Origin of the sequence: Sphingobium sp. MI1205, assembly GCF_001563285.1 — a bacterium.
In the GTDB taxonomy this organism is placed as follows: domain Bacteria; phylum Pseudomonadota; class Alphaproteobacteria; order Sphingomonadales; family Sphingomonadaceae; genus Sphingobium.
Window position 1 is genome coordinate 1 of sequence record NZ_CP005193.1, and the last position, 26,390, is coordinate 26,390.

Here is a 26,390-nt window from a genome sequence, read left to right on the forward strand (position 1 = left end):
ATGACGATAGACCCCTCCCCTTCCCTGTTTGACGCGCCGATCGCCGCGCCGGTCTCGGCCGTGGACGGCGACGATCGCACGCCGCTGCTGCCGGTGCGCCATCCCAACCAGGACTTGTTCATCTGCGACGTGCTGGACGCCATCCCCAAGGATGACATGGCCTCAATGGAGCATCCGGTGTTTTCGCTCTCGACCAAGCCCGACAACCGGACGCGGCGCTACGAGCATAACGGCAACGTCATCGAGATTATCCCCTCGGGCAAGGGGCTGGCGACGATCCACGACAAGGACATATTGATCTACTGCATTTCGCAGCTCGTCGCGAAGATGAACCAGGGCGAGCAACCTAGCCGCACGGTGCGCCTGCAAGCCTATGACATGCTCGTCGCCACCAACCGGCAAACCAGCGGCGAAGGCTATCGACTGATGGCCGACGCCCTCACCCGCCTGCGCGGGACCACGGTGCGGACCAATATTCAAACGGGCGGTGTCGAAGAAACGCGGATTTTCGGCCTGATCGAAGAGGCCAAGATCACGCGCAAGACGTTCGATGGCCGGATGCTTGATCTCGAAATCACCCTGTCGGATTGGGTCTATCGCTCGGTCATCAGCAAGAACGTCCTGACGCTCCACCGCGACTATTTCCGGCTCCGCAAGCCGTTCGAGCGGCGCATGTATGAACTGGCGCGCAAGCATTGCGGCGTGAAGGACGAATGGAAGATCGGCCTAGAGTTGCTACAGAAGAAATGCGGCTCGAACAGCCCGCTCCGAGTGTTCCGGGCCTTGGTCAAGAAGGTCTGCGAGCATGACGCCGATCACGGCCATTTCCCCGACTATGCGGTGACGATGGATGATGACGTGATCTTGTTCCGCAACCGCTCGGGCCTCAAATCCAAGCCCGATCCGGTCGCCAGCGCCGGCGACGATGCGCCCTATATCGACCCGGAAACCATGCACGACGCCAAGACGGCCGCGCCAGGCTATGACGTGTATGCGCTCTATGACGAATGGGTGTCGTGGTGGCACGACATGGGCAAGCCCGAACTCAAAAGCCCTGCCGGGGCCTTCCTCGGCTTCTGCAAGAAACGGCACGAACGCAAACCACTACGCTGATCCCCTGCTCTATGCGGGCAAGCGGCCATGTTTACTTACCCGCATGTTTGCATGTGGACATGCTCACTTGCCTACAGGGCTTTCCCCCATCTTGCGAAGCCAGTCGTTGAACGCCTCGGCCATCGCGTCCTGTAGGCTCATGCCGTGCTTGCGGGCGGTCATGTGCATGGCGAAGGACATTTCCGGGCTGAAATAGCCCGTCATGGCCTTCTTGCCCTGACGGCTCGGCGCAACCGGGTTGCTGCTCGATCCGCTGCCGGAGCCTGCGCCAGTGCCACGGGCGATCGGCGCGGCCGCCCTCCCCTCCGGCTCGACCATCGCCGGCGCTGGCGCTGCATCGCGATCCCGCAATGCGAGCAATGATCCCTTCCGGCTCATGCGTTGGCCCTCCGCTTCCTAGATGCTTGCATGTTTACATGCTCGCATGTCCACTTGTAAAGCTGGCGCACCTCATCGGCCGCCTTGCCGCTCGGCTCGATCTCCATCGCCGTCTTGCCCTCGGCCGCCGCGTGGCGAAAGGCGGCGCGATCCGCGATATGGTGGGGGCAGGCGTCAAGCCCATAATCCTGCACGAGCTGCGCGGCTTCGTCATACATGCGCGGCGCGGTCGGGCTTCCCGCCGTGAAGATCACGAAAGCAGGCTTGCCGCGCATCTTCACAAGGCTGGCGGTCGTCTTGATCGCCGCCAAATCGAACGCGCTGGGGCGGCAAGGGATCAACACTAGGTCGGCCGCCTCGACGGCGGCGCTGGCGGCGCTGTCGGCGTGGGGCGGGGTGTCGATTACGATGAACGCCGCGCCCTGGCCCGTCGCCTGCTCGATCTTGGCGGCAAGGCGAGGGGGCGCGCTGTCGATCACGACCGGGGGCGCATCCTGTCGCCATGCCGCCCACTGGCTCGCCGTCGCCTGCGGGTCGACGTCGATCACAAGGGCGGTATGCCCGGAATCCTCGGCGGCGGCGGCCAGGTGCAAGGCGAGGGTGGTTTTCCCCGCGCCGCCCTTCTGGCTGATGATCGCGATTGTTGGCATGTGAATATCCTTACATGATCGCATGTTTGCATGTGGTCATACTGGCTTGCTCCGGTTGCGTCAACGAAACCCCGAACTGGCGCGCAGCGTCAATGAAACCCCGAATTGCGGGGAGGGGAGGGCGGTCTAGCCGTCGTCGCCGCCCTCATCCTCGCTGCCGTCGTCCAGCGGCTCATGCTCCATGCGGCCGTGATCCTCGATCGGGCAAAGCGGCGCTCCGGCCAGCTCAAGCCATTTGCGCGCGGTCCTCACGGTATAGCCGCACGTCGCGCACTCGCATTTGAGCATCCGGGTTTTCTGCTTCTTCGGCGCGGTCGACTCCCCATCGGTGTCGAGACGGGCATGGGGGAGGGGGCCAACGGCGTCCAAGATCGGCGCGACGGCCGCAAGAAACGCCTCGCCGGGGGTGGTGGCGCGCATCGGCCCGACGAGCCCCAGCCCCAGCGCGATCCGTTTAAACGCTTTCCCATGCCCTGCCGGGATGCCGACGGCGGCATGGACCAGCTCATGCGCGAGGATGGCCGCGATCTGCGCCGGCATGGCGTCAGGCGCGTGCGCGAGGTCGGGCCGGATGAAGATTTCAAAATGCCCGTCCGCGCTCAGCCGGTTATCCCAGCACTCGCCGATCGCCTTGCCCTTCCGGCCCGAGCTGGTGAAGCCGATCGCCACGCGGATACGCGCGGGCAGGGGAGCGTCCAACGCCGCGAACAAGGGGGCCATGCCCGCCGCCACCCGATTGAGCCAGCTTTCCCGGTTGTCCTGTTCCATACCTTCTACTCCCTTCAAATCGCCCTGCGGGGCGATGGCTGCGGCCATCGCTCCCGAGTTCGCGCGGAGCAGCCGGCGAGAGAGGGGGGCAGCGGGAATCTGCGGGAGTGGTGCGGGCGGGCGCTTCGCGCCAACCCGGTCCCGCTGATTGCCGTTGCTGGGGAGAGGCGGCCGGGACCGCCTTTCCCCATGCGAACGAACATCATGCCGGCGCACGCCGGCACCATGCCCGAGATCCGCTTGCGATCTCGGCCCCGCCATGTGGGTCGTCACCTTCGGCCAAGACCGCTTGCGGGCTTGGGGAGCGAAGCGAGTAGAGCCACGGTGCCGCGCAGCGGCAGGCGCAGTCTCCTCGCCTAGATTGAAATTGTTGCTCAAATGAGCTACATCGTTCGTCTGACTAGGGAGATTCCAATGGCTGCTACCGCGTTCGTGCGTGCGCGCATCGACGAAACATTGAAGGATGAAGCCGCCGCCGTCCTAGCCGAGCTGGGGCTGACGGTTTCCGATGTGGTCCGCATGACGCTTACGCGGGTCGCCAAGGACCATGCCTTGCCGTTCGAGCTGAAGGTGCCCAACGCCGAGACGCGCGCCGCGATCGAATCGTCCCGCGCGACCATGAAGGCGCGTCGTGCGCGCTTCACCGATCCCAAGGAACTGTTCGATGCCCTCGACCAAGAAGCCCGCCAGCAGTAAGCGGGCTTCGTTCCCAAGAGAGGCATCCTACGAAAAGCGGTTCGTCAAGGATTGGGAGCGGCTGTCGCGCAGCGGCCGCTACAACATGAACCAGCTCAAGGAAGCGATGATGCTGCTCATCGCCAACGATGCGCCGCTTGGCCCGGAATGGCTGGACCACGCCCTCAAGGGCGATTGGAGCGATCATCGCGAGTGCCATATCGGCGGCGATTTCCTGCTGATCTACACGATTGAGGGCAATCTGGTGAACTTCGTGCGCGCGGGAACCCATTCGGAACTGTTCGAGTAATCGGCTCGACGGCCGAACGTTTGGAAGGCAGGGCAATGAACGCCGACGACATGAAGGTCGAAACCTTCGCCTGCGTCTTTGACGCAATCGCCGACACGCCGGAGGAGGCGACGGAGTTGAGGACGCGCGCGGACCTGATGCGGGGCATCACCGCGCGGGTGAAGTCGTGGGACGTGCCGCTGGGCGAGGCCGCCAAGCGGCTCGGGCTGACGCCGCCCCGCCTCAACGACCTCCTGCGCGGGAAGTTTAACAGATTCTCGCTGGATGACCTGATGACCGCCGCGACGGCGGCGGGCATCGCGCCGCCGGCACCGCGCAAAAGCTCGTGGGATGACCTGCGCGGGATAGTGAAGGGCAACGGCGCGCGGTTCACGATCGAGGAAATCAACGACGCCATCGCCGAAGCCGGCGCAGCAGCCGGCATGGCCGGGATGAACGACCATGACGGGGACTGATCGAAACGGCGAAATCCTTTATCCACCGATGGAGGCGGCCGAAATCCGGCGGTGCGCCAGGAGAGCGGTTTGAGCCAGGCCGGGTTTGCGCGCTTGCTGTGGGCGCACAAGCGCACGGTCCAGCGCTGGGAGGCCGGCACGATGCGGCCGACTGGCGCGGCGCTCGCCTTGCTGACGCTGGTGAAGCGGCGCGGCATCCAGATTCTCACCTAGAAGGATTGATAGAATGGCCGGCCATCGCCCCTTTTCCGATCTTATGAAAGATTGGAGTCCCGAGCGCCGCGCGCGTAATGAGGCCCATAAGGCGAAGTTGGAGGCCGAGTTGATGGGCCGCGCTGCTACGCGCGATGCGATCGAAGAACTGGAAGCTGGCAAGGGCGTGCGCTTCACCAGCGTTGAGGCGCTTATGTCTGATCTCCATGATGACGATTGATCGACCCGAAACGGCGGCCGAGTTTTTCGCGCGGCGCTCCAAAGGTCGTGCGGTGGGTGATCTCGACCGCATTCTCGACAAGGTGCCTGATCGGCCGCCGGAACCCGGCGACGAATTGAAGGCTGGACGCCCGATCGCCTACATCGCCGGTAATCGGCGAGGGTGCCGCGAGATCCGCGCACGCGATCTCGCCCGCCATGTGGGCCGGAACCTTGGGCCAGGACCGCTTGCGGGCTTGGGGAGCGCAACGAGTAGGGCCACGGTGCCAGCGCCAGGCGCTTAGATCATTTTGGCTATCAGCCTTGCACTAGTGCAACCTTTGCACTACATTGAAGCATGGTCACGATGTTTCGCGGTCCCCGCTGGAAAATTGCCGTCTATGGCCGCGATCATGGCGTGCCGCATTTCCACATCGAAGGCCCGGATTTCCGCTGCTCGGTGGCGATTGCATCGTTTGACGTGATCGTGGGCACCGTGTCGGCGGCGGTCTTGAAGGACGCATTGGAATGGGCGCGGCCTAATCAGGCTTTGCTCATGCAGACGTGGCAGGAGTTGAACGGATGAACATCACCGACAAGGCCCGCACCATTACCGCCGTGCGCGCGACCGGGCCGTCATCGCTGCATCTGTCCTGGTCGGAAGGGACGGCGGCTGATCTCGATCTTGGCGCGGTCCTCGCCGATCGCGCCTTTGCCGCGCTGCGCGATCCGGGCGAGTTCGCCAAGGTCGAAGTGGGCGATTGGGGTCATAGCCTGGCCTGGCCTTCGGGTGCGGAGCTGGGCGCGGACATGCTGTGGCTCGAAACGCTGTCGGCAACCGGGCATGGCGATGTGCGCGCCTTCCTCGAATGGCGGCTGCGCCATGCGCTGTCGCTGTCGAAGGCGGCCGATGCGCTTGGCGTCTCGCGCCGCATGGTCGCCTACTACTCCAACGGCGAAAAGAAGGTGCCGAAACCAATCTTGCTGGCGTGCCGGGGCTGGGAAGCCAGCAATGGGCTATACCGGGCCGCCTAACCGGACATGAGAGCGATCTTCATCCGCCACGGCGAAAACACCGGCAACGCCGGCGTGCCCTGCCACGATCTCGCGACGATCGCGCTGACGGAGCGCGGCCACGAACAGGCGCGCGCGGTCGCGGCGAGCTGGACGCAAGCGCCCGCGCTCATCGTCACCTCGCCCTATACCCGCACCCGGCAGACGGCCGCGCCGACGATCGCGCGCTTTCCAGGCGTGCCGGTGGAAGTGTGGCCGATCGAAGAGTTCACCTATTTGCAACCTGCGCGCTGGAACGGCACGCGCAGCGCCGAACGGATGCCGCACCTAGAACGCTATTGGCGCGAGGCCGATCCTGACTACTGCGACGGGGAAGGGGCGGAGAGTTTCAGCACCCTGTTACGGCGCTGCGAGGCGGCGCTAACGCGCCTCGCCGCCATGCCTGCGGGATCGCTGGCCTATGTGTTCGGGCATGGGCAGTTCATCCAGGCCGCGCGCGCGATCGTCGCCGACGCCCATCTGGACGATCGGGCCAAGATGCGCGCTTTCTGGCGCAAGGGCGAGCCGCCCGCGATCGGCAACGCGCAGCGGGTAGGGTTTCATTGGCAGGGCGACCGCTGGACCTGCGCGCCCGCGCTCGCCGCCTAGATCAACACGCGCTCCACCTCGTCCAGCGTCACGTCATCGGGGCGGCGGTCATAGAGCTGGGTGGTGCGCGTCGAGCTATGGTTCGCCATCGTCGCGGCCGTCTCCAACGTGCCGCCATTCTTCAAATAGGTGGTGATCCCGGTCGCGCGGAAACTGTGGTTGCCGATCGCCGTCCCGATCCCGGCCGCCGCCGCGCGCCGGCGCACCATCGCGAAGGCGTTGGCTTGGGGCAGGGGGGTATCGCTTAGTCGCTTAGTGCTGCGCGCGATCGTGCGGAATAGCGGCCCCTTGCGGTCCTCGCGCAGCTCGCAACCGTCGATATAGGCGGTTAGATAATCCTCTAGATTGTGGTGGCAGGGCATTTCATGGCGCTTGCCGCCTTTCTCATGCAGGCGGACCCATAGCCGCCGATTCTGCATGAACACGTCCTCGACCCGCATCGCCAGCGCCGCGCCGATCCGCGCGAAGCTATAGACCATGAGACCGATCAGCGCGCGGTCGCGCAGGCCCGCATGGGTGGTCACGTCGATGCTGTCGAGCAACCGCCGCGCCTCGTCGGGGGCCAGTACCGGCGTCTTGCCGCGCCGCTGGCTATGCGCCGGCCCGCGCACCGATCCGGCCGGGTTCGCCGGCACGGCATGACCCGTCACCAGCCAGTCGAACAGGTGGCGCACGCCGGCGAGCTGCTGCTTGACGCTGGGGGCGGCCAGCTCGCGCCCCAGCGCCTCGACCCAGGCCGCGACATGAAGCGGCTGCACCTGGGCGAGCGAGGCGACGCCGCGCGCCTCGCACCAGGCCAGGAAGTCGCCGGCCGCCCGCGCATAGGCGCGGCGTGTATGCGGATTGCGGATGGTGACGGCGAAGAACTCAAGGAATCGAAGCTGCGCGCGCTCGTCGGCCGCCGCGATCAGCGCCGGCAACGCCAGCGCGGGCGCGGGCGCGGGGAGGGGGGCGAGCTGGTTCATCGCGCGATCTTCTCCCATCGCGCCGGCGCGGGACGCGGCGCGGCCATCTTGCGGCGCAGCTCGTCGAACACCTCGTCGGCGTCGCGGACGCGGCCAGCCTCCGCGTCCTCAAGGCCGCGCTTTATCGACCCGTCCAATATCCGGCGTAGCAGCTCGTCGCGTAAATCGTGGTGCGGCTCCATGTCGATGAAGTTCTTGACGATCGCGAACACCGCCTCGGAAGGATCGGCGAACATGCCGCGCTCGATCCGCTCCAACAGCCAGTCGGCCTGATCGCCGGTAAGATACGCCTCGAAGCGCAAGCCGCCCGCGCGGGCCTGCTCGCGCAGCGCCTTGGCCTGGTCGCGCTCGGCATAGTTGTCGGCGAAAGCCGTGTCCTCGTCCTGGTCCATATCGCTCCCTTTCGGCGGTGGATCTCGGGACCGTTTAAACGGCTCCATCGGATCGCCATGAGTGTGTGATAAAGGACATTATCACATATAGAGAGCCAAAGGAATCGACTTTGAGGATGAACGGGTAGCTCGTTGGTGCAACGGTCGCTGCGAACGATGGGCTTGCCAGGGCAAGCGTCGCCAATGCGACAAGCATGGCGCGAACCGCCATTTTCATGGATCTCTCCTTTTCAGGTCGTGGGGCCGGTCCTCACGGTTATCCGGCTCCCGTTAGCGGGGTCATTGCCCGCCCCTGAAAAGTAGCCCCAAGGATGGGGACGACGCCAATCAACTTGTCGTGGTCGCTCGGTTGCGGTCGCTGGCGCTCAAGCTCATATTCTGGCGATTGGTGAGGAAAACGTATGGGTATACTGGCAAATTCAGTGAAGATAGGCGTGCTGCTCTCAGCAGCAGGGCCGGTTGCCGCGCAGTCTGCGAGAGAACAGCCGCGTGTCGTCACCATGCCAGATGGCCGAACCGTGTATGTCGTGCCAGCGCAGCGAGGAGATACCCGCACGAAGCAGCCGCCGGTGCGTACCGTGGTCGCGCCGGATGGTCGCACCATTTACGTGGTAGAAGAGCAGCCCAAGGACACGCGCACGCAAAGGCAGCGCTGTCTGGATGAGGAAGTAGCGGCCGAAGGCGGATCGCCTTCACAACTAGCAATGGGCGCGATCGACCTAAAATGCAGCCAGCGTTGAAAAGTAGTAGGTGATGAGCATGGCCATGCTCCTGGACCTCAGGCGTCGTTCGCTAGCTCGTCCTGCCCCTGATAGTCATCCGGGTCGAACCCGAGCTTCTCGCGCATCAACTCTGCAGCCTTCTCGACTGGATCGAAACCAAGGCGATCTATCGCGCGCTGTCGGGCCTCGGGGTCTCTCATGAGATGCAGGAGGTACTTTGCAGCTGCCAAGCGGCGCGCGGTGGCATTGCCTTCAAGGCTTCCATCGTCATCATTGGAAGGCGGCGGGCGGTCCATCCCGTCACGCTATCGCATATCTCATCTGCTGGCAAAGGCCAGAGGCTGCGAGCAAAGAGCCGAAACCTTTAAGCGGCACGCCGTAGACCGCACCGAGATCATTGGTCTTTGCCAACGGGCGACAGGCCCTAGCGCCAGAGCGCAGCAAAGCGGCGGAACTATTCCCTAGCGCTTGGGTTTTTGATATAGGTTCGGCAATGCCGACTGTCCTGCGCATAGATGGCCTGCGGGTCGTGATCTATCCGAACGATCATCGTCCCGCTCATGTCCATGTTAAAGGGGCGGACGGCGAGGCGGTTTTCATCCTGCATTGCACCGATGGTCCGCCGGAGTTGCGGGAGAGCTACGGTTTCAAACTGCCGGCGCTAGGCGGCATCAAGGATGCCCTACAGGCGGCGCTGGCAGCCCTGTGCGCGGAATGGAGTGCTATTCATGGCAGTTACTGAACAGGAGTTCGATCAGGCCGAAAAGCGCATGACTGAACTGCGCGCCGCTGGCCATGCCGTCTCGGCGCGCTACGATCGCCGCCGCGCGCGCGTAGTGGTGGCGCTGAATACGGGTGTCGAGCTGACATTTCCGGCGCGGCTCGCCGAAGGCTTGGCCGACGCTCCCCCCGATGCGCTGACCGACATTGAGGTTAGCGCTGCCGGGTTGGGCCTGCATTGGCCCAAGCTCGACACCGATCTCTACGTACCCGCACTGTTGCAAGGCGTTTTCGGCTCGAAGCAATGGATGGCGCAGCAGCTAGGCGCGCAAGGCGGCCGATCGCGCACTGCGGCCAAGGTCGCGGCTGCGCGGGCGAACGGCCGCAAGGGCGGCCGCCCGAAGAAGTCGGCCAACGGCTGACGGAATCACCCGTGCGGCCGCGCGGACCCTGGGACGCGCCGCCGCTTTCGCCCTTGTCAGACCCTCCAAACAACATCGGCCCCGCCTGTCAGGGCGGGGCCGTCGATTCGGGATCAGAAGACAAAGGCCCGCTGTCGGCCAAGCTGTGACCATTGCAAATGGCCGGAACGGTCATGGCTAAACCATCCGTCCTCGATGCCGATAATCATGCCCTGAGTCTCGTCATCGGCGCACATCCGCTTCAAAACTTGATTGCCGTTGCGAGCTTCAGCGCGCCACCAGCTCGGCAAGCTGACCTATCAACGCGTCGGCTTTGTAGGGTTTGGCGATGAAAGCAGCGCCAGCAGGCAGCGTGCCGGGATCGGGCTGAATCCGTCCGGAGGTTACGAGAATGGCGATCTCCGGCCAACCCTCGGTGATCACGCCCGCGAGCGCCAGGCCGGTCATTCCCGACATCTCGATATCGGTGAATACCGTTCCAATGTCGTCACGGCCTTCAAGAATGGTGAGCGCGTCGGCCGCTTCGCACGCCTCGAACACGCGATAGCCCGCGTCCATGAGAATATCGGCCGCAAAGGCTCGCACAAGCGGTCCGTCCTCGACTATCAGAACGGCCGCCTCATGGCTGACCCTCGTGCCCGGTGATGTCATTGCGCTTGATCTCCCTGCTGATCCCCTCCCTTGTTGGTCGACTCGACACTTATCCCTTCCGCCGCGTCACGCAGCATTCCGGCCCAGCAGCCGAGTATGAGCGCCTCGTCAGGCGCGATTTCGTCAGTCAATACCGCATAAATGCCAAGAAGGTTGGCGGTTTCCTCAAGGGACTCGATCCCCTTTCGCGCCATCAACGTAGCGAACACCGTCAACGCGCCGCCGATTGCCCGCACAAGGGCGGGGTCGGCCGTTATGCGAAGGGGATCGGGATCGCTGCCATGTGTCGCGCTCTGCTCCATTTCAGGCACCCCATGCACTGTCAGGAAGTGGGACAACCGGCTCTGTTGCAAAAATCGTGAAGCTTGAGCATGCTTGGCGGAGATTGGACGGACGGAACGATGACGGATTTCAAGTGGCGCCATTTCCAGGGTGATGTGATCCTGTGGGCGGTGCGCTGGTATTGTCGCTATCCGATCAGCTATCGCGACCTTGAGGAAATGCTGGCGGAACGCGGCATTTCGGTCGACCATACGACGATCTATCGCTGGGTCCAGTGCTACGCCCCGGAGATGGAGAAGCGGCTGCGCTGGTTCTGGCGGCGTGGCTTTGATCCGAGCTGGCGCCTGGATGAAACCTACGTCAAGGTGCGGGGCAAGTGGACCTACCTGTACCGGGCAGTCGACAAGCGGGGCGACACGATCGATTTCTACCTGTCGCCGACCCGCAGCGCCAAGGCAGCGAAGCGGTTCCTGGGCAAGGCCCTGCGAGGCCTGAAGCACTGGGAAAAGCCTGCCACGCTCAATACCGACAAAGCGCCGAGCTATGGTGCAGCGATCACCGAATTGAAGCGCGAAGGAAAGCTGGACCGGGAGACGGCCCACCGGCAGGTGAAGTATCTCAATAACGTGATCGAGGCCGATCACGGAAAGCTCAAGATACTGATCAAGCCGGTGCGCGGTTTCAAATCGATCCCCACGGCCTATGCCACGATCAAGGGATTCGAAGTCATGCGAGCCCTGCGCAAAGGACAGGCTCGCCCCTGGTGCCTGCAGCCCGGCATCAGGGGCGAGGTGCGCCTTGTGGAGAGAGCTTTTGGCATTGGGCCCTCGGCGCTGACGGAGGCCATGGGCATGCTCAACCACCATTTCGCAGCAGCCGCCTGATCGGCGCAGAGCGACAGCCTACCTCTGACTGCCGCCAATCTTTGCAACAGAGCCGATCGACCGATTGCCGATCATCGGTTGACGATACGCGCATGTAGCCAACGAGCATGACGGAAAACCCCCAAAACCATGTTGTCGGACACATTTACAATCCGACAGTGTTTTTCGGACATTATGCGGGATCAGAGAGGCCGCGCAATAGCGTGCGCGGCGGAGATCGTCAGGAGTTGCGCCACGGCATGACGGGATTCAGGTGAAATCCGTGATTCGCCCCTAGCCCCTATAGGCCGATAGGGCACGCCGATACGCCCCTCGGCAGTGCCGCGCCGGCGTAGGGTGGCGGCGATATGGCGCTCGGCCGCTACGCGATCGGCGAAGGCATGACGCTGAGCTTGGCCGCGCGCGCCGATCAGCGGTCATTGTTCGCCGGCTTGACCTCGATCGTGCAGCGCACCGTCTTTTTCGCCTTGGCGGCAGCCGCGCCGCACGCTTCGATCGTCTCGCGATTGTCCCGCGCCAGATTGGCGGCCGCGACGATCCCCTCCCAGCTCGCCGGCGATGCGCGCTGCATCAGATGCGTGCCGGCATCCCATAGCGTCGGTTCGGCAAGCGCCCGCGTCGCCATGCGCTCCGGCAACTGCCAGCTATCGGGCATGGCGCGCGCGATCAGGCCGGCGAGAAGCGCATAGAGCAATATCCCCAGCACCACGCCGCCCAACCCGATCCAAAACAGCCACCGATCCTGTTGCCAGCGCGCGCGCGTCGTTCCGATCAGCCCCCGCAATTCCCGCGCCGCCTCGCTCATGTCCGATCGCGTGCTGTTCACCAGGTTGTGCAGCTCGCCCGTCGCACTCGCCACCGAAGCGTTTACACGCTCTCCCATCGTCTCCGGGGTGAGTTTCATCGCGGGGCTTTTCGCGATCACATCGACCCGCTGGGTGAGCGCCAGCAATATCTTCTCGGTGTTGGCGAGCGTCGGCTGATAATCGGGAATCTCGATGGACTCGCGCGCGCGGGCTAACCCCTCGACCGCAAGGCGCACCAGCGCCACCTCGCCGCGCAACTGCTCGAACGCCGCCTGCGGATCGTCGCCGGCCCTGCCGTTGTTGCGATAATTATCCTCGTCCATCATCCTCTCCTTACCGGCTCATTCCGCGCCCCATGCCTATCCCTAAATCCCGCGCCAGCTCGCGGCCAAGGTCGCCGCTGTTCATGCCGCGCCCCCGGCCCATGCCGATCTCAAGCCCCAGCTCGCGGGTGCGATTACGCAGGACCAATTCCACCTGGGGATCGCGCTCAAGGCTTTTCGCCATGCCCGCCATTTCCTTGCCCGTGCGCTCCCGGCCCGCCATGTCGCCGGCGCGATAGAGGCGGTCGCGCTCCTGTTTGAGGCCCTGCCAGCGTTCCACGAACCGATCGGCGCGCAAGTTCGGATCGGCCCGCACGCGCGCCTCCTGGGCCATCGCCTCGATCATCGGGCCGCTGCGCCCCGCCGCCGCCTCGCGCAGCAAGGCGGGATCGCGCTGCATCGCCGATGCGAGGTCACGCGAGGCTCCCGGCCTGATCTGGTCCAGCGCCTGTGTCGTGCGCTCGAGCGCGACCTTTTGATGCTCAAGGACCGGAGCGCCCGACGCCCGCGCCTGCAACACCGCCTCGGCCGAACGCGAGGCCCGCTCGACCGCGCGGGCATAGTCGCGGCCCTGGCCGCGATCGGCAGGGACCGGCGCGCGCTCCGCGCCCTTCAGCGGCGCGGCCGACAGCTTCAGCCCGTCGAACATGCCGCGCTTGGGGGCCGCCTTCTCGCGCTCGCCTGCCGGCGTCGATTCCGGCGCTGGGCGCTGCGGGGCAGGCCGGAAGCCGTCGAACATGCCTCGCCGCGGTTGCCGCTCGGCCGCGGCTTGTCCCGCGCCAGCGCCGCGGTCGCCGGCATCGCGAACCGTGCGTGGATCTTCGCCCATCTGGCGCATGGTTCCCGCGCGCGGGCCAAGGATCTCCACCGGCGAGCGTTCCGCCCGTTCCGGCAATCGGATCTCGCCCGACAATCCGCGCCGGTCGGCGAAAGCACGAATCTCCGCATCCCGGTCGCGGCCATAGTCGGACGCCATATCCTTCGCCCGCTCGCGCGACAGCGTGCGGACAAGCCGGCGATCGTCGCCGAAGTCGTCGCGGCCGTAATGGAGCTGCACCCCGTCGCGGTGCCGCGACAACGCCACATAGGCCGAATGGCGGTCCATGCCGGGGGTCGCCAGCACATGCGCGCGATCGACCGTCACGCCCTGCGATTTATGGATGGTGGCGGCATAGCCGTGATCGACATGGGCATAATCTTTCAGGTCAAACGCGACCGATCGGCCATCGTCCAGCTTCACCGCCATGCGCTCCGGCGATACCTGCTCGACCTTCCCCAGCGTGCCGTTCCTCACCCCTAGCCCGCGCTCGTTTTTCAGGAACATGATGCGGTCGCCGGTCGCGAAGTCCCGCGCGCCGCGCTCGGCCGACACGCGCACGTCCGGCCCCAGCTCGCCGGCGTCGCGCAGCCGATCGCGCGCGGCCAGGTTCAAATCGCGCACCTCGGCATTGGTATGGGTGAGGATGATCCGCGACTGATCCGGCGCGGCGATGCGCTCGGCATCCCAGCGGTCCACAAGATCGGCGCGGGCCAGCTCACGCGTCTCGGCCGCCTGCACCATGCCATGCGCCTCATAGGCATGGATCGCCTCGCCTGCCCGGCCCGTCGCCAGCGCCTTGGTCGCGTCGCGCTGCCAGTCCTCGCACTGCCGGCGTATCTCGGTGATCTCGGCCCAACCGTGGCGCTCGGTCACGGCCCGGAACGCCGCCCCGGCCTCGATCGCCTGCAACTGCTCGGGGTCGCCGACAAGAACGACCTTCGCGCCCGCCTGTTCGGCATGGGACAGCACGCACTCCATCTGGCGCGTGCCGATCATGCCGGCCTCGTCTATCACCAGCACGTCGCGCGGGCCTAGCAGTTCGCGGCCCTGCTCCCATTGATATTCCATGCTCGCGATCGTCCGCGACGCGATGGCGGACCCGCCTTCCAGATTCTCGGCCGCGATGCCCGACAAGGCCGCGCCGCGCACCTGATAGCCCTGCGCCTCCCACGCCTCGCGCGCGACCCCCAGCATCGCCGACTTGCCGCTGCCGGCATAGCCGACGACCGACGCAAGGCCCTTGTCGCCGGTGATATGCGCCAACGCCCCGCGCTGCTCGGCCGACAGGTCAAGCCCCCTGCCCTCGGCCGACGCCAGCGCGCGGGTCACATGGGCGTCGGCGACACCATGCCCCCGGTCGATCGCCAGCCCCTCGGCCGCGCGTTCCAACCGCTGCTCGGCCGCGATCATGTCGCGCGACGTGAACCGATCCTCGCCCTTCCCGTCCCGCCCCAGCGCCACCAGCTCGGGCGAGGATCGCACCGCGCTCATCACCTGGTCGAACTGATCCTTGCCGTCGCTGTGCCGGAACGCGAACTGCGCCAGGTCGCGCCGGGTGAACGTCGCCTGTTGGCGGGCGATCGCGTCCAATGCGATTTCCGGCCTGGCGATGATCTTCTCGCCGTTCTCGCGCGCGATCCGGGCATGGTCCTCGACCCGCTCGGCCTCAAGCCCCTGTTCGGGCATCCGCGACGCCGCCGGCCCGATCTTGTGTTGGGGTTCAAGGTCGATGCCCTGCGCCTCCAACGTCCGGTGATCTATGCGGGCGTCTATATCCAGCTCGGCCAACCGCTCGTTGACATGATCGGCCCAGGCCACGCGCCATTCCTGCAACAGCGCCGTGCTGTTCCACTCGCGCACCTTCTGGCCGAAGCCCTCCGGGCCAACCTCGCGCATCGACAGCATGACATGCGCGTGCGGCTTGGGTTGCCCGTCCTTGCCCATGTCCCAATGTACATTCATGTCCGCGACCATGCCGCGTTCGACGAACTGCTTTTCGACAAAATCGCGGGCGAGCTGGATGCCCTGTTGCTGGTTCAGCTCGCGCGGAATCGAGAACTCCACCTCGCGCGCCAACTGCGCGTCCTTGCGCTTCTCGCCGGCCTCAACCTCGTTCCACAAGGTCGCGCGATCGTTTAAACGCTCCGGCGCACCCTCGGGAGCCAAGATTTCCGAATGGACGACGCCGGCCTTGTTTGAGAAATCATGGTCGCGCCCTAGCCGGTCATCGTGCAGCCGTTCCGCCGCACGATAGGCCGCGCTGGCAACGGCGCTCGATCCGTTGGCGCGGCTGATGACCTTGGCCGAGAAATGGTAGATCGCCATAACGGCCGCTATACTGCCCTTCTTAGCGCAGGTCGGCAACGATGTATAAGCGCGCACTCACACTCTCTGCCGTTCGCGTGATTGACTTCGCCGCATTTCTTGATCGGAACGGTTCCTCGCGCGCGCTATCGTGCTACGCTGCGGCTCCATTCATGGGCGCGAGGGAGAGAAGATGCGAAAGGTGCGCGACTATGACGCGGAACTGCGGGCGCTGAACGACAAGGCCAAGGCTTTGAAGGCCCGCAAGGTCCAGCAACTCGGCGAGCTGGTCACGTCCACCGGGGCCGATGCGCTCGATCTGGACACGCTCGCCGGTGCGCTGCTCGCCGCTGTGGAAGCGGCCGACGCGAACGAAAAGGAGGCGTGGCGCTCGCGGGGCGCGGCCTTCTTTCAAGGACGCGGTCGCAAGGCTGGCCGACGCACTGGCGGCAACGGTGAAGGCGCAAGGCAAACTGGCGCAGGCAAGGAACAGGCTTGAAGCCGCCGCGCGCCGCACCGATACGAGAGGATGGGTCGTGGCCCGACGCGAGCGCACGCGCCATCTCATAGAGCTGGGCGGCCTCGTCCAGAAAGCCGGTCTGGTCGAGCTGGCCGACGATGATCGCGCCACCCTTTACGGCGCGCTGCTCGATTGTACAGCGCGCGTTCAAGGCGACGACGCTGGCAATGTGCTGGCGCTCTGGAAGCGGCGGGGCAAGCGCGCGTTCGACGCGGAAGCGGAAGGTGCGGGCAATGGCTGATCGGCCCGATTTCCATGTCATCACCGGCGGGCCTGGCTCCGGCAAAAGCACCCTAATCGAAGCGTTGGCGGTGGAGGGTTTCGACCACATGCCGGAAGCCGGTCGGGCCATCATCCGCGATCAGGTCGCGATCGGCGGCGCGGCCCTCCCCTGGGCCGATCGCGCCGCCTTCGCGGAATTGATGCTGGGTTGGGAATTGCGCTCATGGCATGAGGCCCACGATCGCGCAGGGCCGGTGATCTGCGATCGCAGCGTGCCTGATGTGGCGGGCTATCTGCGCCTGTGCGGCCTCCCCGTCCCGGCTCATGTCAGCCAAGCGGCGGACCTGTTTCGCTATCAACCCCGCGTGTTCATCGCCCCCTTGGCGCGAGATATTCGCGGCCGATGCGGAAAGAAAACAGGATTTCGCGGAAGCGCAGGCGACCTATCAGGCGATGGTCGCGGTCTATTCCGGCCTTGGCTACGAGCTGGTGACGCTTCCCCTCGCCTCTGTCGCCGAACGTGTGCGGTTCGTCCGCGCCGCAATCGAAAGGGAGGAATCCTAACATGGGGCCTCGCGCGATCTGGCGGGCGTTCGACGCGGAAACGGAAGGGAGAAGCGCACCATGAACATGCTCGACGTGGACGCAATCCGCGCCCAAGTCCGCGCGCTCGATTTCACGCGCGGCACACCGGCCGACGCCGCCATGCGGCGCGAGGATGATGCCGACGCGCGCGCCAATCTCGCGATCGAAGGCATGGCGCTCGACGCCGGCGAACACGCCCTGTTCGACATGCTGCGCGAGGAAGCCGCGCGATCGACAGCGACGAAACCGGCATATCGTTCGGCCAGCAGCATCTTGCGCGGCCCTTGCTCACGCCGGATGAAGTCCGCTCGCTGCGCGAGGATTACCAGTTCCTGTTCTTCGCGGGACAACGGTCGATCGTCGCCGCCAAGCTCAAATACTATGCCGATCGCGAGTTCGCGGGCCGCTTCGACAAGGCGTGAAGTCTTTAAACGGCCCCGTAGTCGAAGCGGCATCATTCCGATATACAAACGATATTGAATGATGGCGCTCTGCCATCCCTCCCTGGTCATAGAAATCGCTCGAAAGCGCGGAAAATCGCCTACTGGCGTTCTAAAGGTGAGGTTTGGGGTATGACCTCACCATTAGCGATCGACGCAGCGGTGGATGATCCCCTGAAGGTCGAAGATCTAGCTTCCAAAAAATCGGCCGCCCAGGAAGCCCGTAAAGCGCATTTGCTGCTCCAACCTCATTTCCTGTCCCCCACCCCGAAATGCGCCCCAGCGGCTCGGAAATCGCACCAGGGGCGACGTTTCCGCCTGCTCCGCCCTCTCAATTGGATCACCACCCTATCCGTTTGGCTTTCCAAGAAAGCCAATTTGCTACTTGGCCGTTGGCGCTGTCGTTGCGGTAGGGACGTGGTGTTTAAACATTTCTAATCAAACAAAAAGCGTACCGGCGGAGCCGGTCCATCATGGGGATGCCGGGTGGGAGGATCGCTAAAGCGATCCGGGGCGGCTGAAGGTCGCGAGCCGGCGGGGCGAAGCTCCAGGAGACGGTGTTCTTCTTCTTCTTCTTCGGGTCTGACGATGCGGCGAGTTCGGAGTTATCCACAGGCAGGGCTACCCTAAAACTCACCTAAAACTCACCGTTCGCGTTCTGATTCAAAGATTCTTCTTAGATTCAAGATTCAGGGTGCCTCAAACCCGCAGAAAACCAAGAAAAATTGCCCCGAAAAGTGAGTTTTGGGGTCGAGTCGCGTGAGTGTTGGGGTAGCCTTCGGTGAGTTTTGGGGTCGGTAAAAGTGAGTTTTGGGGTCGAGTCCGGTGAGTGTTGGGGTAGCCGCCAAATCAACGGTGAGGTTTGGGGTATCCCCTCCCCACCCTCCATCGGGGAGCTTTAGGAATTGCCTAGCTCACCGTTGCTGCTAAAGTGAGGACATGACTCGCGCAAGCTCACCTGTAAATAACGGAAAGGCAAAGATTGCCCTAGGCGATGATACCGCCCTCACCCTCTCGCAAAAGGGGCGCGGAAACCCGTTCGATCCCGCCAATTACGGGGAAATCGTCAAACCCGGCGAGCTGGTCGATATTGTCGAGCTGTCCCCCCTCACCCTCGCCGATCGCCGAATCTACAATCTGCTGATTGCCAACGCCTGGGAGCGGATCAGCGAGCCGGTCATTCACCGCATCGCCAAAACCGCGCTCAAGGGCACGCACCAAGGCAACGAGCGCATAGAAAGCTCGCTGCTGCGCCTGATGGGCACAATCGCCATCGTCACGATCCGCAAGGGCGGCAAGAGCTACAAGCGCCGCGTTCAGCTTCTCGGCTCCAGCGACGAAAGCCTCGAAAAAGACGGCTTCCTGCATTACCGCATCCCCGAAGAACTGATTGAGATTTTGCGTAACAGCGAGGTCTATGCGCGACTTAAGACGCAAGTGATGTATTGTTTCGAGTCGAAATACGCGCTGTGCCTCTATGAAATGATCGAACGCCGTATCGGCCTCGAATATAAGCAAAGCGAAGAGTTCACGATTGCGGAGCTACGCGGCCTGCTCAACGTGCCGGAAGGCAAGTTGGAACGGTTCGCTGATTTCAACAAATACTGCCTCAAGGTCGCCCAGGAGGAAATCAACAAGCTCTGCCCCTTCTGGGTCGAGTTCACCCCGATCAAGAAGGGGCGCAAGGTCGAGCGGGTTTCTATGATGTGGCTCCCGAAAACCATGAGCGGCCGTCGTGACGCGCAAAACCTGATCGACCAACATAGCATCGTCCGCCGCGCCAAACTGCGCGGCGATATACCCGAAATGCCGGTGCTGGTGGATTTCAGCGCGCCCGCCGCCCAAAGGTGAACCCCTACCCCAAAACTCACTTTTCGCGCGCCGGGGCCGCCTCGCCCTAGCCGGCCCTACCCCTCGCCGGCATCGAGCGCACGGCTCACCGTGAACTGTATCCATGCGCTGCGGCTGATCCCGCGCCGCTTGGCCGCTGCATCGACCTTCGCCAGCAACGCGCGATCGAAACGGAGCATCACCGGCGACTTGCGCGGCTCGGCCCCCTGCCCCGCCTCGTCGGCCTCGGTCGCGATCGGCTCGGCCTTCGGCTTGGCCGCCCCGGCAATGAAGGCATCGGCCGCCGCCTCATCCATCGGCGACTTGGGCTTGCTGTTCGGTTTACGAGCGATAGCCATCGAAATTCACTCCGCTATCATTATGCTATACAAATACCGCGCTGACCAATGCGGCCAGCTCGTCGATCGCCTTGGCGTCACGCGGCGATTGCTCCCCTACCGCCCTGCCCTCGGCCGCCGCGTTCGGGAACGCCTTGCGCCGCACTATCGACGTGGGCAGCACCTCGATCCCCTCAATGTCGCCGATCATTTCCAAGGCGGCCTCATTGTCGGCCCCTTGCGCGTCCGCGCCGTTCAGCACGGCGACGGCGCGCAAGCCCTCGTTGATCTCGCGCGCCTCGGCCACCAGCGCCGCAACCTGGTCAAGCGCCCACACGTCGAAGCTGCGCGGCTGCACCGGCACCAGCAACGTGTCAGCCACGGTGAGCGCGGCGCGCAGCGAGCCGGTATCACGGCCGCCCACGTCAATGATAATATCGTCATATTTGGCCGCGAGCTGGCGGACCTGGCTGCGAAGCGCCGCGCCGGTGAGCGCAACGGCGGTATAGCCAGCTTGCCCAAGTCGATCGGCGCGCAGCTCGGTAAAGGTGAGGGCGGTCCCCTGCTCGTCGCCGTCCACCAGCAAGAGGTCGCGGCCCGCAAGCGCGCGCGCCACCGCGAGGTTGACGGCAAGGGTCGTCTTGCCGACACCGCCCTTAGTGTTTCCGACTGCCAATATCATTCTGCTCTCGCTCCGCTGGCAATATGGTTGCGCTGTAGCATGGTTTGTAATGCTAAGGGATATACATTTGATTGGGGCGCTTATTCCCCCTCGTCGCCCTCATCCTCGCTGTCGTCGTCCAGCGGCTCTGGCTCATCTGGCCGTGATCCTCGATCGGGCAAAGCGGCGCTCCGGCCTGCTCAAGCCATTTGCGCGCGGTCCTGACGGTATGTCCCAGCACTCGCCGATCACCTTACGCTTCTGCCAAAGTAGTGCTAAGTTAGAGACAAAGGCCTGATTACTGCTCGTGCCGCAGCGACCTCAGCTACAAGTCTCGCTTCCCATTGTTTATTGCCACATGCGAGCAGCGAAATAGCCATGGCGTGGCGTATGTGCGCAAAGAACACGGCCGCATCAATGTTGTCGTGGCTCCAGAGGCCAAGCGCTCCGCCGAAATAGGTGTTGATCATACTGGCGAAATCTTCCGGAGACACGTGGCCCACCAAATCGCCACTCTGCCAGATCGCCAAAGCGACCGCATGCCAGTGCCGCACGCCTTTATTCATGAAAGCCGGGCGCAGTTCGGCGTCGGAAACACCGAACAGGAACCGTAACAGCGGCCTGAAAAAATCCGGGTCAGATACGTAGAACTCGACTGCCAAGTCGCCCATGTCGAAAGCATAGCTGAGCGGATCGAAATTGGGGTCGGCCTGGCTGGGCAAATTGGTTATGCGATCGATTGCGCGATGCAGAAGGGTGTAAAGGACCGTGCCCTTGTTCCCGATCAGGTTGTAAGACGTATAATGGCTGATATGTGCGCGCGCAGCGAGTTCTCTCATCGAGAACTCCACAGTGCCCAGTTCCCGGATCAGCTTTTCAGCAGCGCCGAGAATACGACTGCGGCGTTCCTCCTTGTTCTGTTCACGTACCACTAAAGCCGGATCCCCAGAGATACTGCGCCCAATGTAGGCCTTGGCCCCTATCGTAAAAAGCCCGGTAATCCAACGATCTTTCCTTTGCGTGTTTCAGGGCGTCCGTCGCCGACAATATGGAAAAATTGGAGGCAGACTAATTTAGGCTTTACACTAAAAATGAGATCGGCGATTATCCGAGTCGAAAGCAGCCGGGCTTCGCGCGGCTTTTTCCAAGCAAATATCAGCAAGACAATGAAATGCAGGGAGAGGTTTATGAGCGAGGTCAGATCTTTGGCGCTGGTCACGTGCGCGGTTTCGGCGGCGTTGGCGGTGCCGGCGTGGGGACAGGATGGCCCTGCCGCAGGTTCCGGCGATGAAATCATCGTTACGGCCAACAAGCGCAGCCAGAATCTGCAGGATGTCGGCCTTTCGGTTTCCGCGATCAGCGGCGATGCGCTGAAGAACCAGCAGATATCGAACCTTGCCGATGTCGCGCAGATCGTGCCCGGCCTGACATTCTCGCAGACCGCCAACGACACACCGGTCTATACGCTGCGTGGTGTCGGCTTCTTCGAATCGACGCTGGCCGCCTATCCTGACGTCAGCGTCTATCTGGATCAGGTGCCGCTCCCTTTCCCGACGCTCACATCGCTGACCGCGTTCGATCTCGATCGGCTTGAAGTGCTCAAGGGGCCGCAGGGCACGCTGTTCGGCCAGAATTCAACCGGCGGCGCGATCAACTATATCGCGGCCAAGCCCACCAGCGACCTGTCGGCCGGTGGATCGCTGTCCTACGGCCGGTTCGATACGGTTGAACTGGAAGGTTTCCTGAGCGGACCGCTCACCAACACGCTGCGCGTCCGCCTTGCAGGCCGGGTCGCGCGCGGTGACGAATGGCAGAAGAGCCATACCCGCGATGACAGGCTGGGCAAGAAGGACACCAAGGCGATCCGTTTCCTGGCGGACTGGAAGCCGTCTGAACGCCTGTCCTTCGAACTCAATCTCAATGCCTGGCAGAACAAAAGCGATCCGCAAGCGCCGCAGGCCATCGCTATCGTGCAGCAGAATGCGGCGATCCCGTCAGACTATCCGGCGCTGAACATCGCTTTCGCCCCGGCCAACGGCCGGGCGGCGGACTGGTCTCCGGGAATCCGGCCGTTCGCCAACAACAAGTTCCGTCAGGCGTCCCTGCGATCGGACTGGGAAGTGGTCGACGATATCACGCTGACCTCGCTGACATCCTATGTCGATTACGATCATCATCAGGGCATCGAGGGTGACGGCACCGGCTCTGTTGCAAAAATCGTGAAGCTTGAGCATGCTTGGCGGAGATTGGACGGACGGAACGATGACGGATTTCAAGTGGCGCCATTTCCAGGGTGATGTGATCCTGTGGGCGGTGCGCTGGTATTGTCGCTATCCGATCAGCTATCGCGACCTTGAGGAAATGCTGGCGGAACGCGGCATTTCGGTCGACCATACGACGATCTATCGCTGGGTCCAGTGCTACGCCCCGGAGATGGAGAAGCGGCTGCGCTGGTTCTGGCGGCGTGGCTTTGATCCGAGCTGGCGCCTGGATGAAACCTACGTCAAGGTGCGGGGCAAGTGGACCTACCTGTACCGGGCAGTCGACAAGCGGGGCGACACGATCGATTTCTACCTGTCGCCGACCCGCAGCGCCAAGGCAGCGAAGCGGTTCCTGGGCAAGGCCCTGCGAGGCCTGAAGCACTGGGAAAAGCCTGCCACGCTCAATACCGACAAAGCGCCGAGCTATGGTGCAGCGATCACCGAATTGAAGCGCGAAGGAAAGCTGGACCGGGAGACGGCCCACCGGCAGGTGAAGTATCTCAATAACGTGATCGAGGCCGATCACGGAAAGCTCAAGATACTGATCAAGCCGGTGCGCGGTTTCAAATCGATCCCCACGGCCTATGCCACGATCAAGGGATTCGAAGTCATGCGAGCCCTGCGCAAAGGACAGGCTCGCCCCTGGTGCCTGCAGCCCGGCATCAGGGGCGAGGTGCGCCTTGTGGAGAGAGCTTTTGGCATTGGGCCCTCGGCGCTGACGGAGGCCATGGGCATGCTCAACCACCATTTCGCAGCAGCCGCCTGATCGGCGCAGAGCGACAGCCTACCTCTGACTGCCGCCAATCTTTGCAACAGAGCCCTTCTCACCAAACTCGGTACTCCGGCATTTCTGTTCCCGGATCCGACAGACCTGTCGCAATTCTACCCGACAGGGGAGCAGAAGCTCTCGTTCAGCAATGTTTCGCCGCGCGTCGGCATCGAACTCCATCCGACCGAGCGGATAATGCTGTACGGATCATTCTCGAAGGGGTTCAAGTCGGGCAGCTGGACGACCCGCGTCGCCGCTCCGGTCCCGCCGGATCCGACCAAGCCTGCGGACAAGCAGGCGCCGAGCTTCAATCCGGAGAAAGCCGACACGTTCGAGATCGGCTTCAAGTCGCAGCTTTTCGATCGAATGCTGCAAGTCAATGCTGCGGCATTCTACACGGACTACAAGGGCATCCAGATCCAGATCCAGCGCGGCATCGGTGCCTCCTTCGAGAACGCCGGCAACGCCAGAATCAAGGGTTTCGAGGTCGAGACGATCTTCGCGCCGAGCCGCGTCTTCCGCGTGAGCGCGTCGGCGGGATACATTGACGCTTACTATCGGAGGATCAACGATCCGTCGGGCACGATCACGCTGGCGAGCCGGCTGCCGCGTGTCCCGAAGTGGACCGCGACGCTATCTCCCGAGTTCAACGTTTTCCTGGCCAATGAAGGTCGGGTCACACTGCGGGCGGATTATTCCTACAAGTCCACCATGGCGGCGGATGCGGAAAACACGCCCGAGTTGTTCAGTGGGAATGTCAGCCTCGTCAATGCCTCGCTCACGTACAGCGCGCCCGGCGACGACTGGTCTCTCGCAATTGGCGGGAACAATGTTTTCAACAAACGCTACATCGCAAATGGCGTCAATCAGCTCAATGGAGCTGGCCTGCTGAGCGCGGTGCCGAACAGGCCGTCTGAATATTATGCGACTTTGAGGTTTAAATTCTGATCGACCCGGACTGATCCCACTCCGGATGCTCCTATCTGTCCGGCCCGGGTTTAACCTAGGCCGGGCTTTCTTTGCTAGGTCGATGGCAGCTTTCTCACATCCGCGCGGACAGCACCTTGTGCAGGAGCTGTCGCAACCAGCGGTGAGGCGGGTCGTCTTGGTTCCTCGCATGCCAATATTGCCTGACCTCAAATGCTTCCATAAGAATTGGCGGCCGCACGGCCCGGAGTCCGTAGACCTCGGCGAGCCGACCAATCACGCGAGCCGGAGCGGTAAGAATAAGGTCCGACTCGAAGCAAGCTGCCAACGCCACGAGAAAGCTGCTCGCGACGATCCTGATCCGATCGGGATGGATCTTGTCGAGGAGAGCGCGTTCGACGGCACGATGGGCATGGGCCATACCCTTGGTGCTGACCACGATATGATCTGCGGCCATGAAGTCATCGGTCTCACCGGACTTGATGAACGGATGACCTTCCTTTCCGAAGCACAGATATTCCTCCTGGTAGAGCCGTTGCGTCTTGATGCCGGCAACAAGGCTCGGATAGGCGCCGACGGCGATATCGACATGCCCGGTCTCGAGCGCGCTCACCATTTCATCGCCGCTCAGCGTGAGTGCGCGGTAGCTGGTGTGTGGTGCCTCGAACCGCGCCGCCGAATGCAACGCCGTCAAAACGACAAGATGGGCGATGTCCGATCCGGCAATGATGAATTCGCGCTTGAGACGGTCAGGTGAGAATGTCTGCCCGCCTTCAGCCAGGTCGCGACGCAGTTCCAGCAGTTGCTGAACAACCCCGGCGATCGCCTCGGCACGTGGTGTCGGCTCCATGCCGTCGCGCGCCCGGACGAGAAGCGGGTCGCCCAATGCTTTGCGCAGGCGCGCCAGCCCATGGCTGGCGGTGGGCTGCGGTAGGTCGAGTTCTCGTGCAGCGGCGCTGACGCTGTGCCGCTTTAACAGCGCATCCAAAAGCACCAAGTGCCGAAAATCCAGGTCATCTATATTCACAATCTGAATTGTATCTATGAAGGTCCGCCAATTGTCAAATACTCCCTGATCCCTCAAACAGGCTGCAGCAGCGATCGTTGTGCAGGTTTGAAGAGACGATCCGCAATCGCAGAAAATAGTGGAGAGCGATCATGATGCAACTGCCCGAACGCGTCGAAGGACTTCATCACATCACCGTCGCGACCGGATCCGCGCAAGGCGACGTGGATCTTCTCGTCAAGACGCTGGGACAGCGGCTCGTCAAGAAGACGATGTTCTACGACGGCGCACGGCCGGTCTATCATCTGTATTTCGGCAATGAGCTTGGCGAACCGGGCACGCTGTACACCACTTTCCCCGTTCGCCAGGCTGGCTACACCGGAAAGCGTGGTGCAGGGCAGATATCGGCGGTTTCCTATAACGCACCCGTCGGTACGCTTTCCTGGTGGCAGGAGCATCTCATAAAGCGCGCTGTGACCGTCTCGGAAGTGCGTGAGCGGTTCGGGCAGAAATATCTGTCGTTCGAGCACCCCGACTGCGGTGTCGGCTTCGAAATCATCGAGCAGGACACGGACGGCCAGTTCGAGCCCTGGGACTCTCCCTATGTGCCCAAGGAGGTCGCGCTGCGGGGCTTTCACAGCTGGACGGCCACCCTAAATCGCAATGAGGAGATGGACTCCTTCATGCGCAATGCCTGGAACCTGAAGCCCCAGGGACGCGACGGCAATTACCAGCGCTACGCTTTCGGCAATGGCGGTGCGGCCAAGGTGCTAGACGTCTATATCGATGAGGACGAAAGGCCCGGCACCTGGGCGCTTGGCGAAGGCCAAGTTCATCATGCCGCGTTTGAAGTCGCCGACCTCGACGTGCAGGCCGCGCTCAAATTTGACGTGGAAGGCCTCGGCTACACCGATTTCTCAGATCGCAAGCACCGCGGCTACTTCGAATCGATCTACGTTCGTACGCCGGGCGGCGTGTTGTTCGAAGCCTCGGTCACGCTTGGTTTCACCCATGACGAGAGCCCCGAGAAGCTCGGCAGCGAGGTCAAGGTCGCGCCGCAGCTCGAAGGTGTAAAGGACGAGCTCCTCCGGACGATGAACGATCCGATCGTCATTTGA

At 63.3% G+C, this 26,390-nt stretch carries 35 protein-coding genes and 4 pseudogenes; 24 read left to right on the forward strand and 15 right to left on the reverse strand.

Annotated features, from left to right (window positions below; all coding sequences use genetic code 11):
- Nucleotides 1–1,113 (forward strand): replication initiator protein A, encoded by a 1,113-nt coding sequence (locus tag K663_RS22760; protein ID WP_007686147.1) that lies wholly within the window; start codon nucleotides 1–3, stop codon nucleotides 1,111–1,113.
- Between the two features lie 63 nt (nucleotides 1,114–1,176).
- Here the strand turns inward: K663_RS22760 and K663_RS22765 are convergent, their stop codons facing one another.
- The 3 genes from K663_RS22765 to K663_RS22775 form a co-directional block, all read right to left on the reverse strand.
- Complete coding sequence (locus K663_RS22765) at nucleotides 1,177–1,491, reverse strand: ribbon-helix-helix domain-containing protein (RefSeq protein ID WP_007686146.1); 315 nt, start codon at nucleotides 1,489–1,491, stop codon at nucleotides 1,177–1,179.
- A complete protein-coding gene (parA, locus tag K663_RS22770) occupies nucleotides 1,488–2,141 on the reverse strand; it encodes a ParA family partition ATPase (RefSeq protein ID WP_007686145.1) in 654 nt (217 codons plus the stop codon). Before parA ends, K663_RS22765 begins: the two co-directional genes overlap by 4 nt.
- A gap of 126 nt (nucleotides 2,142–2,267) precedes the next feature.
- A complete protein-coding gene (locus tag K663_RS22775) occupies nucleotides 2,268–2,909 on the reverse strand; it encodes a SprT-like domain-containing protein (RefSeq protein WP_008831324.1) in 642 nt (213 codons plus the stop codon).
- A 414-nt stretch (nucleotides 2,910–3,323) separates the two neighbouring features.
- Between K663_RS22775 and K663_RS22780 the strand changes: the two genes are divergently transcribed.
- The 9 genes from K663_RS22780 to K663_RS22815 all read left to right on the forward strand — a co-directional run bounded on the left by K663_RS22780 (nucleotide 3,324) and on the right by K663_RS22815 (nucleotide 6,422).
- Entirely contained in the window at nucleotides 3,324–3,605 is a 282-nt protein-coding gene (locus K663_RS22780) for a type II toxin-antitoxin system RelB/DinJ family antitoxin (RefSeq protein WP_007685985.1), read from the forward strand.
- Nucleotides 3,574–3,894: a type II toxin-antitoxin system YafQ family toxin gene (locus K663_RS22785; protein WP_007685988.1), complete on the forward strand. Its 321-nt coding sequence runs from the start codon at nucleotides 3,574–3,576 to the stop codon at nucleotides 3,892–3,894. Before K663_RS22780 ends, K663_RS22785 begins: the two co-directional genes overlap by 32 nt.
- A 35-nt stretch (nucleotides 3,895–3,929) precedes the next feature.
- The gene (locus tag K663_RS22790; protein WP_007685989.1) at nucleotides 3,930–4,349 is read left to right on the forward strand and encodes a helix-turn-helix domain-containing protein; all 420 of its coding nucleotides are present in this window, start codon (nucleotides 3,930–3,932) and stop codon (nucleotides 4,347–4,349) included.
- Nucleotides 4,350–4,400: 51 nt separating this feature from the next.
- A complete protein-coding gene (locus K663_RS22795) occupies nucleotides 4,401–4,562 on the forward strand; it encodes a helix-turn-helix domain-containing protein (RefSeq protein ID WP_015449421.1) in 162 nt (53 codons plus the stop codon).
- Between the two features lie 13 nt (nucleotides 4,563–4,575).
- Nucleotides 4,576–4,782, forward strand: coding sequence for a hypothetical protein (locus tag K663_RS22800; protein WP_008831325.1), 207 nt, complete (start codon nucleotides 4,576–4,578; stop codon nucleotides 4,780–4,782).
- Nucleotides 4,769–5,065 (forward strand): hypothetical protein, encoded by a 297-nt coding sequence (locus K663_RS24725; RefSeq protein ID WP_197421554.1) that lies wholly within the window; start codon nucleotides 4,769–4,771, stop codon nucleotides 5,063–5,065. Before K663_RS22800 ends, K663_RS24725 begins: the two co-directional genes overlap by 14 nt.
- Before the next feature lie 62 nt (nucleotides 5,066–5,127).
- Nucleotides 5,128–5,346 (forward strand): DUF4160 domain-containing protein, encoded by a 219-nt coding sequence (locus tag K663_RS22805; RefSeq protein ID WP_008831327.1) that lies wholly within the window; start codon nucleotides 5,128–5,130, stop codon nucleotides 5,344–5,346.
- Complete coding sequence (locus K663_RS22810) at nucleotides 5,343–5,795, forward strand: DUF2442 domain-containing protein (RefSeq protein WP_008831328.1); 453 nt, start codon at nucleotides 5,343–5,345, stop codon at nucleotides 5,793–5,795. Before K663_RS22805 ends, K663_RS22810 begins: the two co-directional genes overlap by 4 nt.
- 6 nt (nucleotides 5,796–5,801) lie before the next feature.
- Nucleotides 5,802–6,422 carry a histidine phosphatase family protein gene (locus K663_RS22815; protein ID WP_008831329.1) on the forward strand — a complete coding sequence of 207 codons (621 nt, stop codon included), beginning with the start codon at nucleotides 5,802–5,804 and terminating at the stop codon, nucleotides 6,420–6,422.
- Here K663_RS22815 and K663_RS22820 read toward each other — a convergent pair.
- Together K663_RS22820 and K663_RS22825 are read right to left on the reverse strand one after the other, a co-directional pair.
- Nucleotides 6,419–7,387 (reverse strand): tyrosine-type recombinase/integrase, encoded by a 969-nt coding sequence (locus K663_RS22820; protein WP_008831330.1) that lies wholly within the window; start codon nucleotides 7,385–7,387, stop codon nucleotides 6,419–6,421. The two genes, K663_RS22815 and K663_RS22820, sit on opposite strands and share 4 nt — an antisense overlap.
- A complete protein-coding gene (locus tag K663_RS22825; protein ID WP_008831331.1) occupies nucleotides 7,384–7,779 on the reverse strand; it encodes a hypothetical protein in 396 nt (131 codons plus the stop codon). The genes K663_RS22820 and K663_RS22825 overlap by 4 nt, the downstream gene beginning before the upstream one ends.
- Nucleotides 7,780–8,180: 401 nt before the next feature.
- Between K663_RS22825 and K663_RS22830 the strand changes: the two genes are divergently transcribed.
- A complete protein-coding gene (locus tag K663_RS22830) occupies nucleotides 8,181–8,519 on the forward strand; it encodes a hypothetical protein (protein WP_062121909.1) in 339 nt (112 codons plus the stop codon).
- Between the two features lie 38 nt (nucleotides 8,520–8,557).
- Here K663_RS22830 and K663_RS22835 read toward each other — a convergent pair whose 3' ends face one another.
- On the reverse strand, nucleotides 8,558–8,797 hold the full coding sequence (locus tag K663_RS22835) for a hypothetical protein (protein WP_017503330.1): 240 nt from the start codon (nucleotides 8,795–8,797) through the stop codon (nucleotides 8,558–8,560).
- A 197-nt stretch (nucleotides 8,798–8,994) separates the two neighbouring features.
- Here K663_RS22835 and K663_RS22840 point away from each other — a divergent pair, with 197 nt between their 5' ends.
- On the forward strand, nucleotides 8,995–9,243 hold the full coding sequence (locus K663_RS22840; RefSeq protein WP_017503331.1) for a DUF4160 domain-containing protein: 249 nt from the start codon (nucleotides 8,995–8,997) through the stop codon (nucleotides 9,241–9,243).
- Nucleotides 9,230–9,643 (forward strand): DUF2442 domain-containing protein, encoded by a 414-nt coding sequence (locus K663_RS22845; RefSeq protein WP_017503332.1) that lies wholly within the window; start codon nucleotides 9,230–9,232, stop codon nucleotides 9,641–9,643. The genes K663_RS22840 and K663_RS22845 overlap by 14 nt, the downstream gene beginning before the upstream one ends.
- A gap of 267 nt (nucleotides 9,644–9,910) precedes the next feature.
- Here the strand turns inward: K663_RS22845 and K663_RS22850 are convergent, their stop codons facing one another.
- Both K663_RS22850 and K663_RS22855 read right to left on the reverse strand, forming a co-directional pair.
- Complete coding sequence (locus K663_RS22850; protein WP_038293089.1) at nucleotides 9,911–10,294, reverse strand: response regulator; 384 nt, start codon at nucleotides 10,292–10,294, stop codon at nucleotides 9,911–9,913.
- Nucleotides 10,291–10,596 (reverse strand): hypothetical protein, encoded by a 306-nt coding sequence (locus K663_RS22855; protein ID WP_017503334.1) that lies wholly within the window; start codon nucleotides 10,594–10,596, stop codon nucleotides 10,291–10,293. The genes K663_RS22850 and K663_RS22855 overlap by 4 nt, the downstream gene beginning before the upstream one ends.
- 99 nt (nucleotides 10,597–10,695) lie before the next feature.
- On the opposite strand from K663_RS22855, the gene K663_RS22860 reads away from it, so the two are divergent.
- Entirely contained in the window at nucleotides 10,696–11,460 is a 765-nt protein-coding gene (locus tag K663_RS22860; protein WP_001389365.1) for an IS6-like element IS6100 family transposase, read from the forward strand.
- Between the two features lie 409 nt (nucleotides 11,461–11,869).
- Here K663_RS22860 and K663_RS22865 read toward each other — a convergent pair whose 3' ends face one another.
- Together K663_RS22865 and traA are read right to left on the reverse strand one after the other, a co-directional pair.
- Nucleotides 11,870–12,592 (reverse strand): DUF6118 family protein, encoded by a 723-nt coding sequence (locus K663_RS22865; protein WP_015460630.1) that lies wholly within the window; start codon nucleotides 12,590–12,592, stop codon nucleotides 11,870–11,872.
- Between the two features lie 7 nt (nucleotides 12,593–12,599).
- Complete coding sequence (traA, locus tag K663_RS22870; protein ID WP_015460623.1) at nucleotides 12,600–15,734, reverse strand: Ti-type conjugative transfer relaxase TraA; 3,135 nt, start codon at nucleotides 15,732–15,734, stop codon at nucleotides 12,600–12,602.
- Nucleotides 15,735–15,906: 172 nt separating this feature from the next.
- Between traA and K663_RS22875 the strand changes: the two genes are divergently transcribed.
- The 6 genes and pseudogenes from K663_RS22875 (at nucleotide 15,907) to K663_RS22890 (ending at nucleotide 19,331) form a co-directional block, all read left to right on the forward strand.
- Nucleotides 15,907–16,212 carry a conjugal transfer protein TraD gene (locus tag K663_RS22875; protein WP_015460622.1) on the forward strand — a complete coding sequence of 102 codons (306 nt, stop codon included), beginning with the start codon at nucleotides 15,907–15,909 and terminating at the stop codon, nucleotides 16,210–16,212.
- A gap of 37 nt (nucleotides 16,213–16,249) precedes the next feature.
- Complete coding sequence (locus K663_RS22880) at nucleotides 16,250–16,474, forward strand: conjugal transfer protein TraD (RefSeq protein ID WP_015460621.1); 225 nt, start codon at nucleotides 16,250–16,252, stop codon at nucleotides 16,472–16,474.
- A pseudogene (locus K663_RS23725) lies at nucleotides 16,467–17,019 on the forward strand (AAA family ATPase). The gene K663_RS22880 and the pseudogene K663_RS23725 overlap by 8 nt, the downstream one beginning before the upstream one ends.
- Nucleotides 17,020–17,079: 60 nt before the next feature.
- A pseudogene (locus K663_RS25345) lies at nucleotides 17,080–17,265 on the forward strand (hypothetical protein); the annotation flags it as partial.
- Nucleotides 17,262–17,462 (forward strand): annotated as a pseudogene (locus tag K663_RS25030) (type IV secretory system conjugative DNA transfer family protein); the annotation flags it as partial. The pseudogenes K663_RS25345 and K663_RS25030, both read left to right, overlap by 4 nt.
- A 957-nt stretch (nucleotides 17,463–18,419) precedes the next feature.
- Nucleotides 18,420–19,331: a replication initiation protein gene (locus tag K663_RS22890; protein ID WP_015460618.1), complete on the forward strand. Its 912-nt coding sequence runs from the start codon at nucleotides 18,420–18,422 to the stop codon at nucleotides 19,329–19,331.
- A gap of 56 nt (nucleotides 19,332–19,387) precedes the next feature.
- Here K663_RS22890 and K663_RS22895 read toward each other — a convergent pair whose 3' ends face one another.
- The 4 genes and pseudogenes from K663_RS22895 to K663_RS22905 all read right to left on the reverse strand — a co-directional run bounded on the left by K663_RS22895 (nucleotide 19,388) and on the right by K663_RS22905 (nucleotide 21,241).
- The gene (locus K663_RS22895) at nucleotides 19,388–19,669 is read right to left on the reverse strand and encodes a hypothetical protein (RefSeq protein WP_015460617.1); all 282 of its coding nucleotides are present in this window, start codon (nucleotides 19,667–19,669) and stop codon (nucleotides 19,388–19,390) included.
- A 25-nt stretch (nucleotides 19,670–19,694) separates the two neighbouring features.
- Nucleotides 19,695–20,330: an AAA family ATPase gene (locus K663_RS22900; RefSeq protein ID WP_015460616.1), complete on the reverse strand. Its 636-nt coding sequence runs from the start codon at nucleotides 20,328–20,330 to the stop codon at nucleotides 19,695–19,697.
- Nucleotides 20,331–20,410: 80 nt separating this feature from the next.
- A pseudogene (locus tag K663_RS25035) lies at nucleotides 20,411–20,544 on the reverse strand (transcription elongation protein SprT); the annotation flags it as partial.
- Between the two features lie 40 nt (nucleotides 20,545–20,584).
- The gene (locus K663_RS22905) at nucleotides 20,585–21,241 is read right to left on the reverse strand and encodes a TetR/AcrR family transcriptional regulator (protein WP_059153299.1); all 657 of its coding nucleotides are present in this window, start codon (nucleotides 21,239–21,241) and stop codon (nucleotides 20,585–20,587) included.
- Nucleotides 21,242–21,496: 255 nt separating this feature from the next.
- On the opposite strand from K663_RS22905, the gene K663_RS24520 reads away from it, so the two are divergent.
- From K663_RS24520 to K663_RS22920, 3 genes are all read left to right on the forward strand, one after another.
- Nucleotides 21,497–22,606 carry a TonB-dependent receptor gene (locus K663_RS24520; protein WP_059153298.1) on the forward strand — a complete coding sequence of 370 codons (1,110 nt, stop codon included), beginning with the start codon at nucleotides 21,497–21,499 and terminating at the stop codon, nucleotides 22,604–22,606.
- A complete protein-coding gene (locus tag K663_RS22915) occupies nucleotides 22,572–23,336 on the forward strand; it encodes an IS6-like element IS6100 family transposase (protein WP_001389365.1) in 765 nt (254 codons plus the stop codon). The genes K663_RS24520 and K663_RS22915 overlap by 35 nt, the downstream gene beginning before the upstream one ends.
- Nucleotides 23,337–23,441: 105 nt before the next feature.
- Nucleotides 23,442–24,287, forward strand: coding sequence for a TonB-dependent receptor (locus tag K663_RS22920; protein WP_256382216.1), 846 nt, complete (start codon nucleotides 23,442–23,444; stop codon nucleotides 24,285–24,287).
- A gap of 94 nt (nucleotides 24,288–24,381) precedes the next feature.
- Here K663_RS22920 and K663_RS22925 read toward each other — a convergent pair whose 3' ends face one another.
- On the reverse strand, nucleotides 24,382–25,260 hold the full coding sequence (locus K663_RS22925) for a LysR family transcriptional regulator (protein ID WP_233431924.1): 879 nt from the start codon (nucleotides 25,258–25,260) through the stop codon (nucleotides 24,382–24,384).
- Between the two features lie 164 nt (nucleotides 25,261–25,424).
- Here K663_RS22925 and linE point away from each other — a divergent pair, with 164 nt between their 5' ends.
- Nucleotides 25,425–26,390 carry a chlorohydroquinone/hydroquinone 1,2-dioxygenase gene (linE, locus tag K663_RS22930; RefSeq protein ID WP_007686007.1) on the forward strand — a complete coding sequence of 322 codons (966 nt, stop codon included), beginning with the start codon at nucleotides 25,425–25,427 and terminating at the stop codon, nucleotides 26,388–26,390.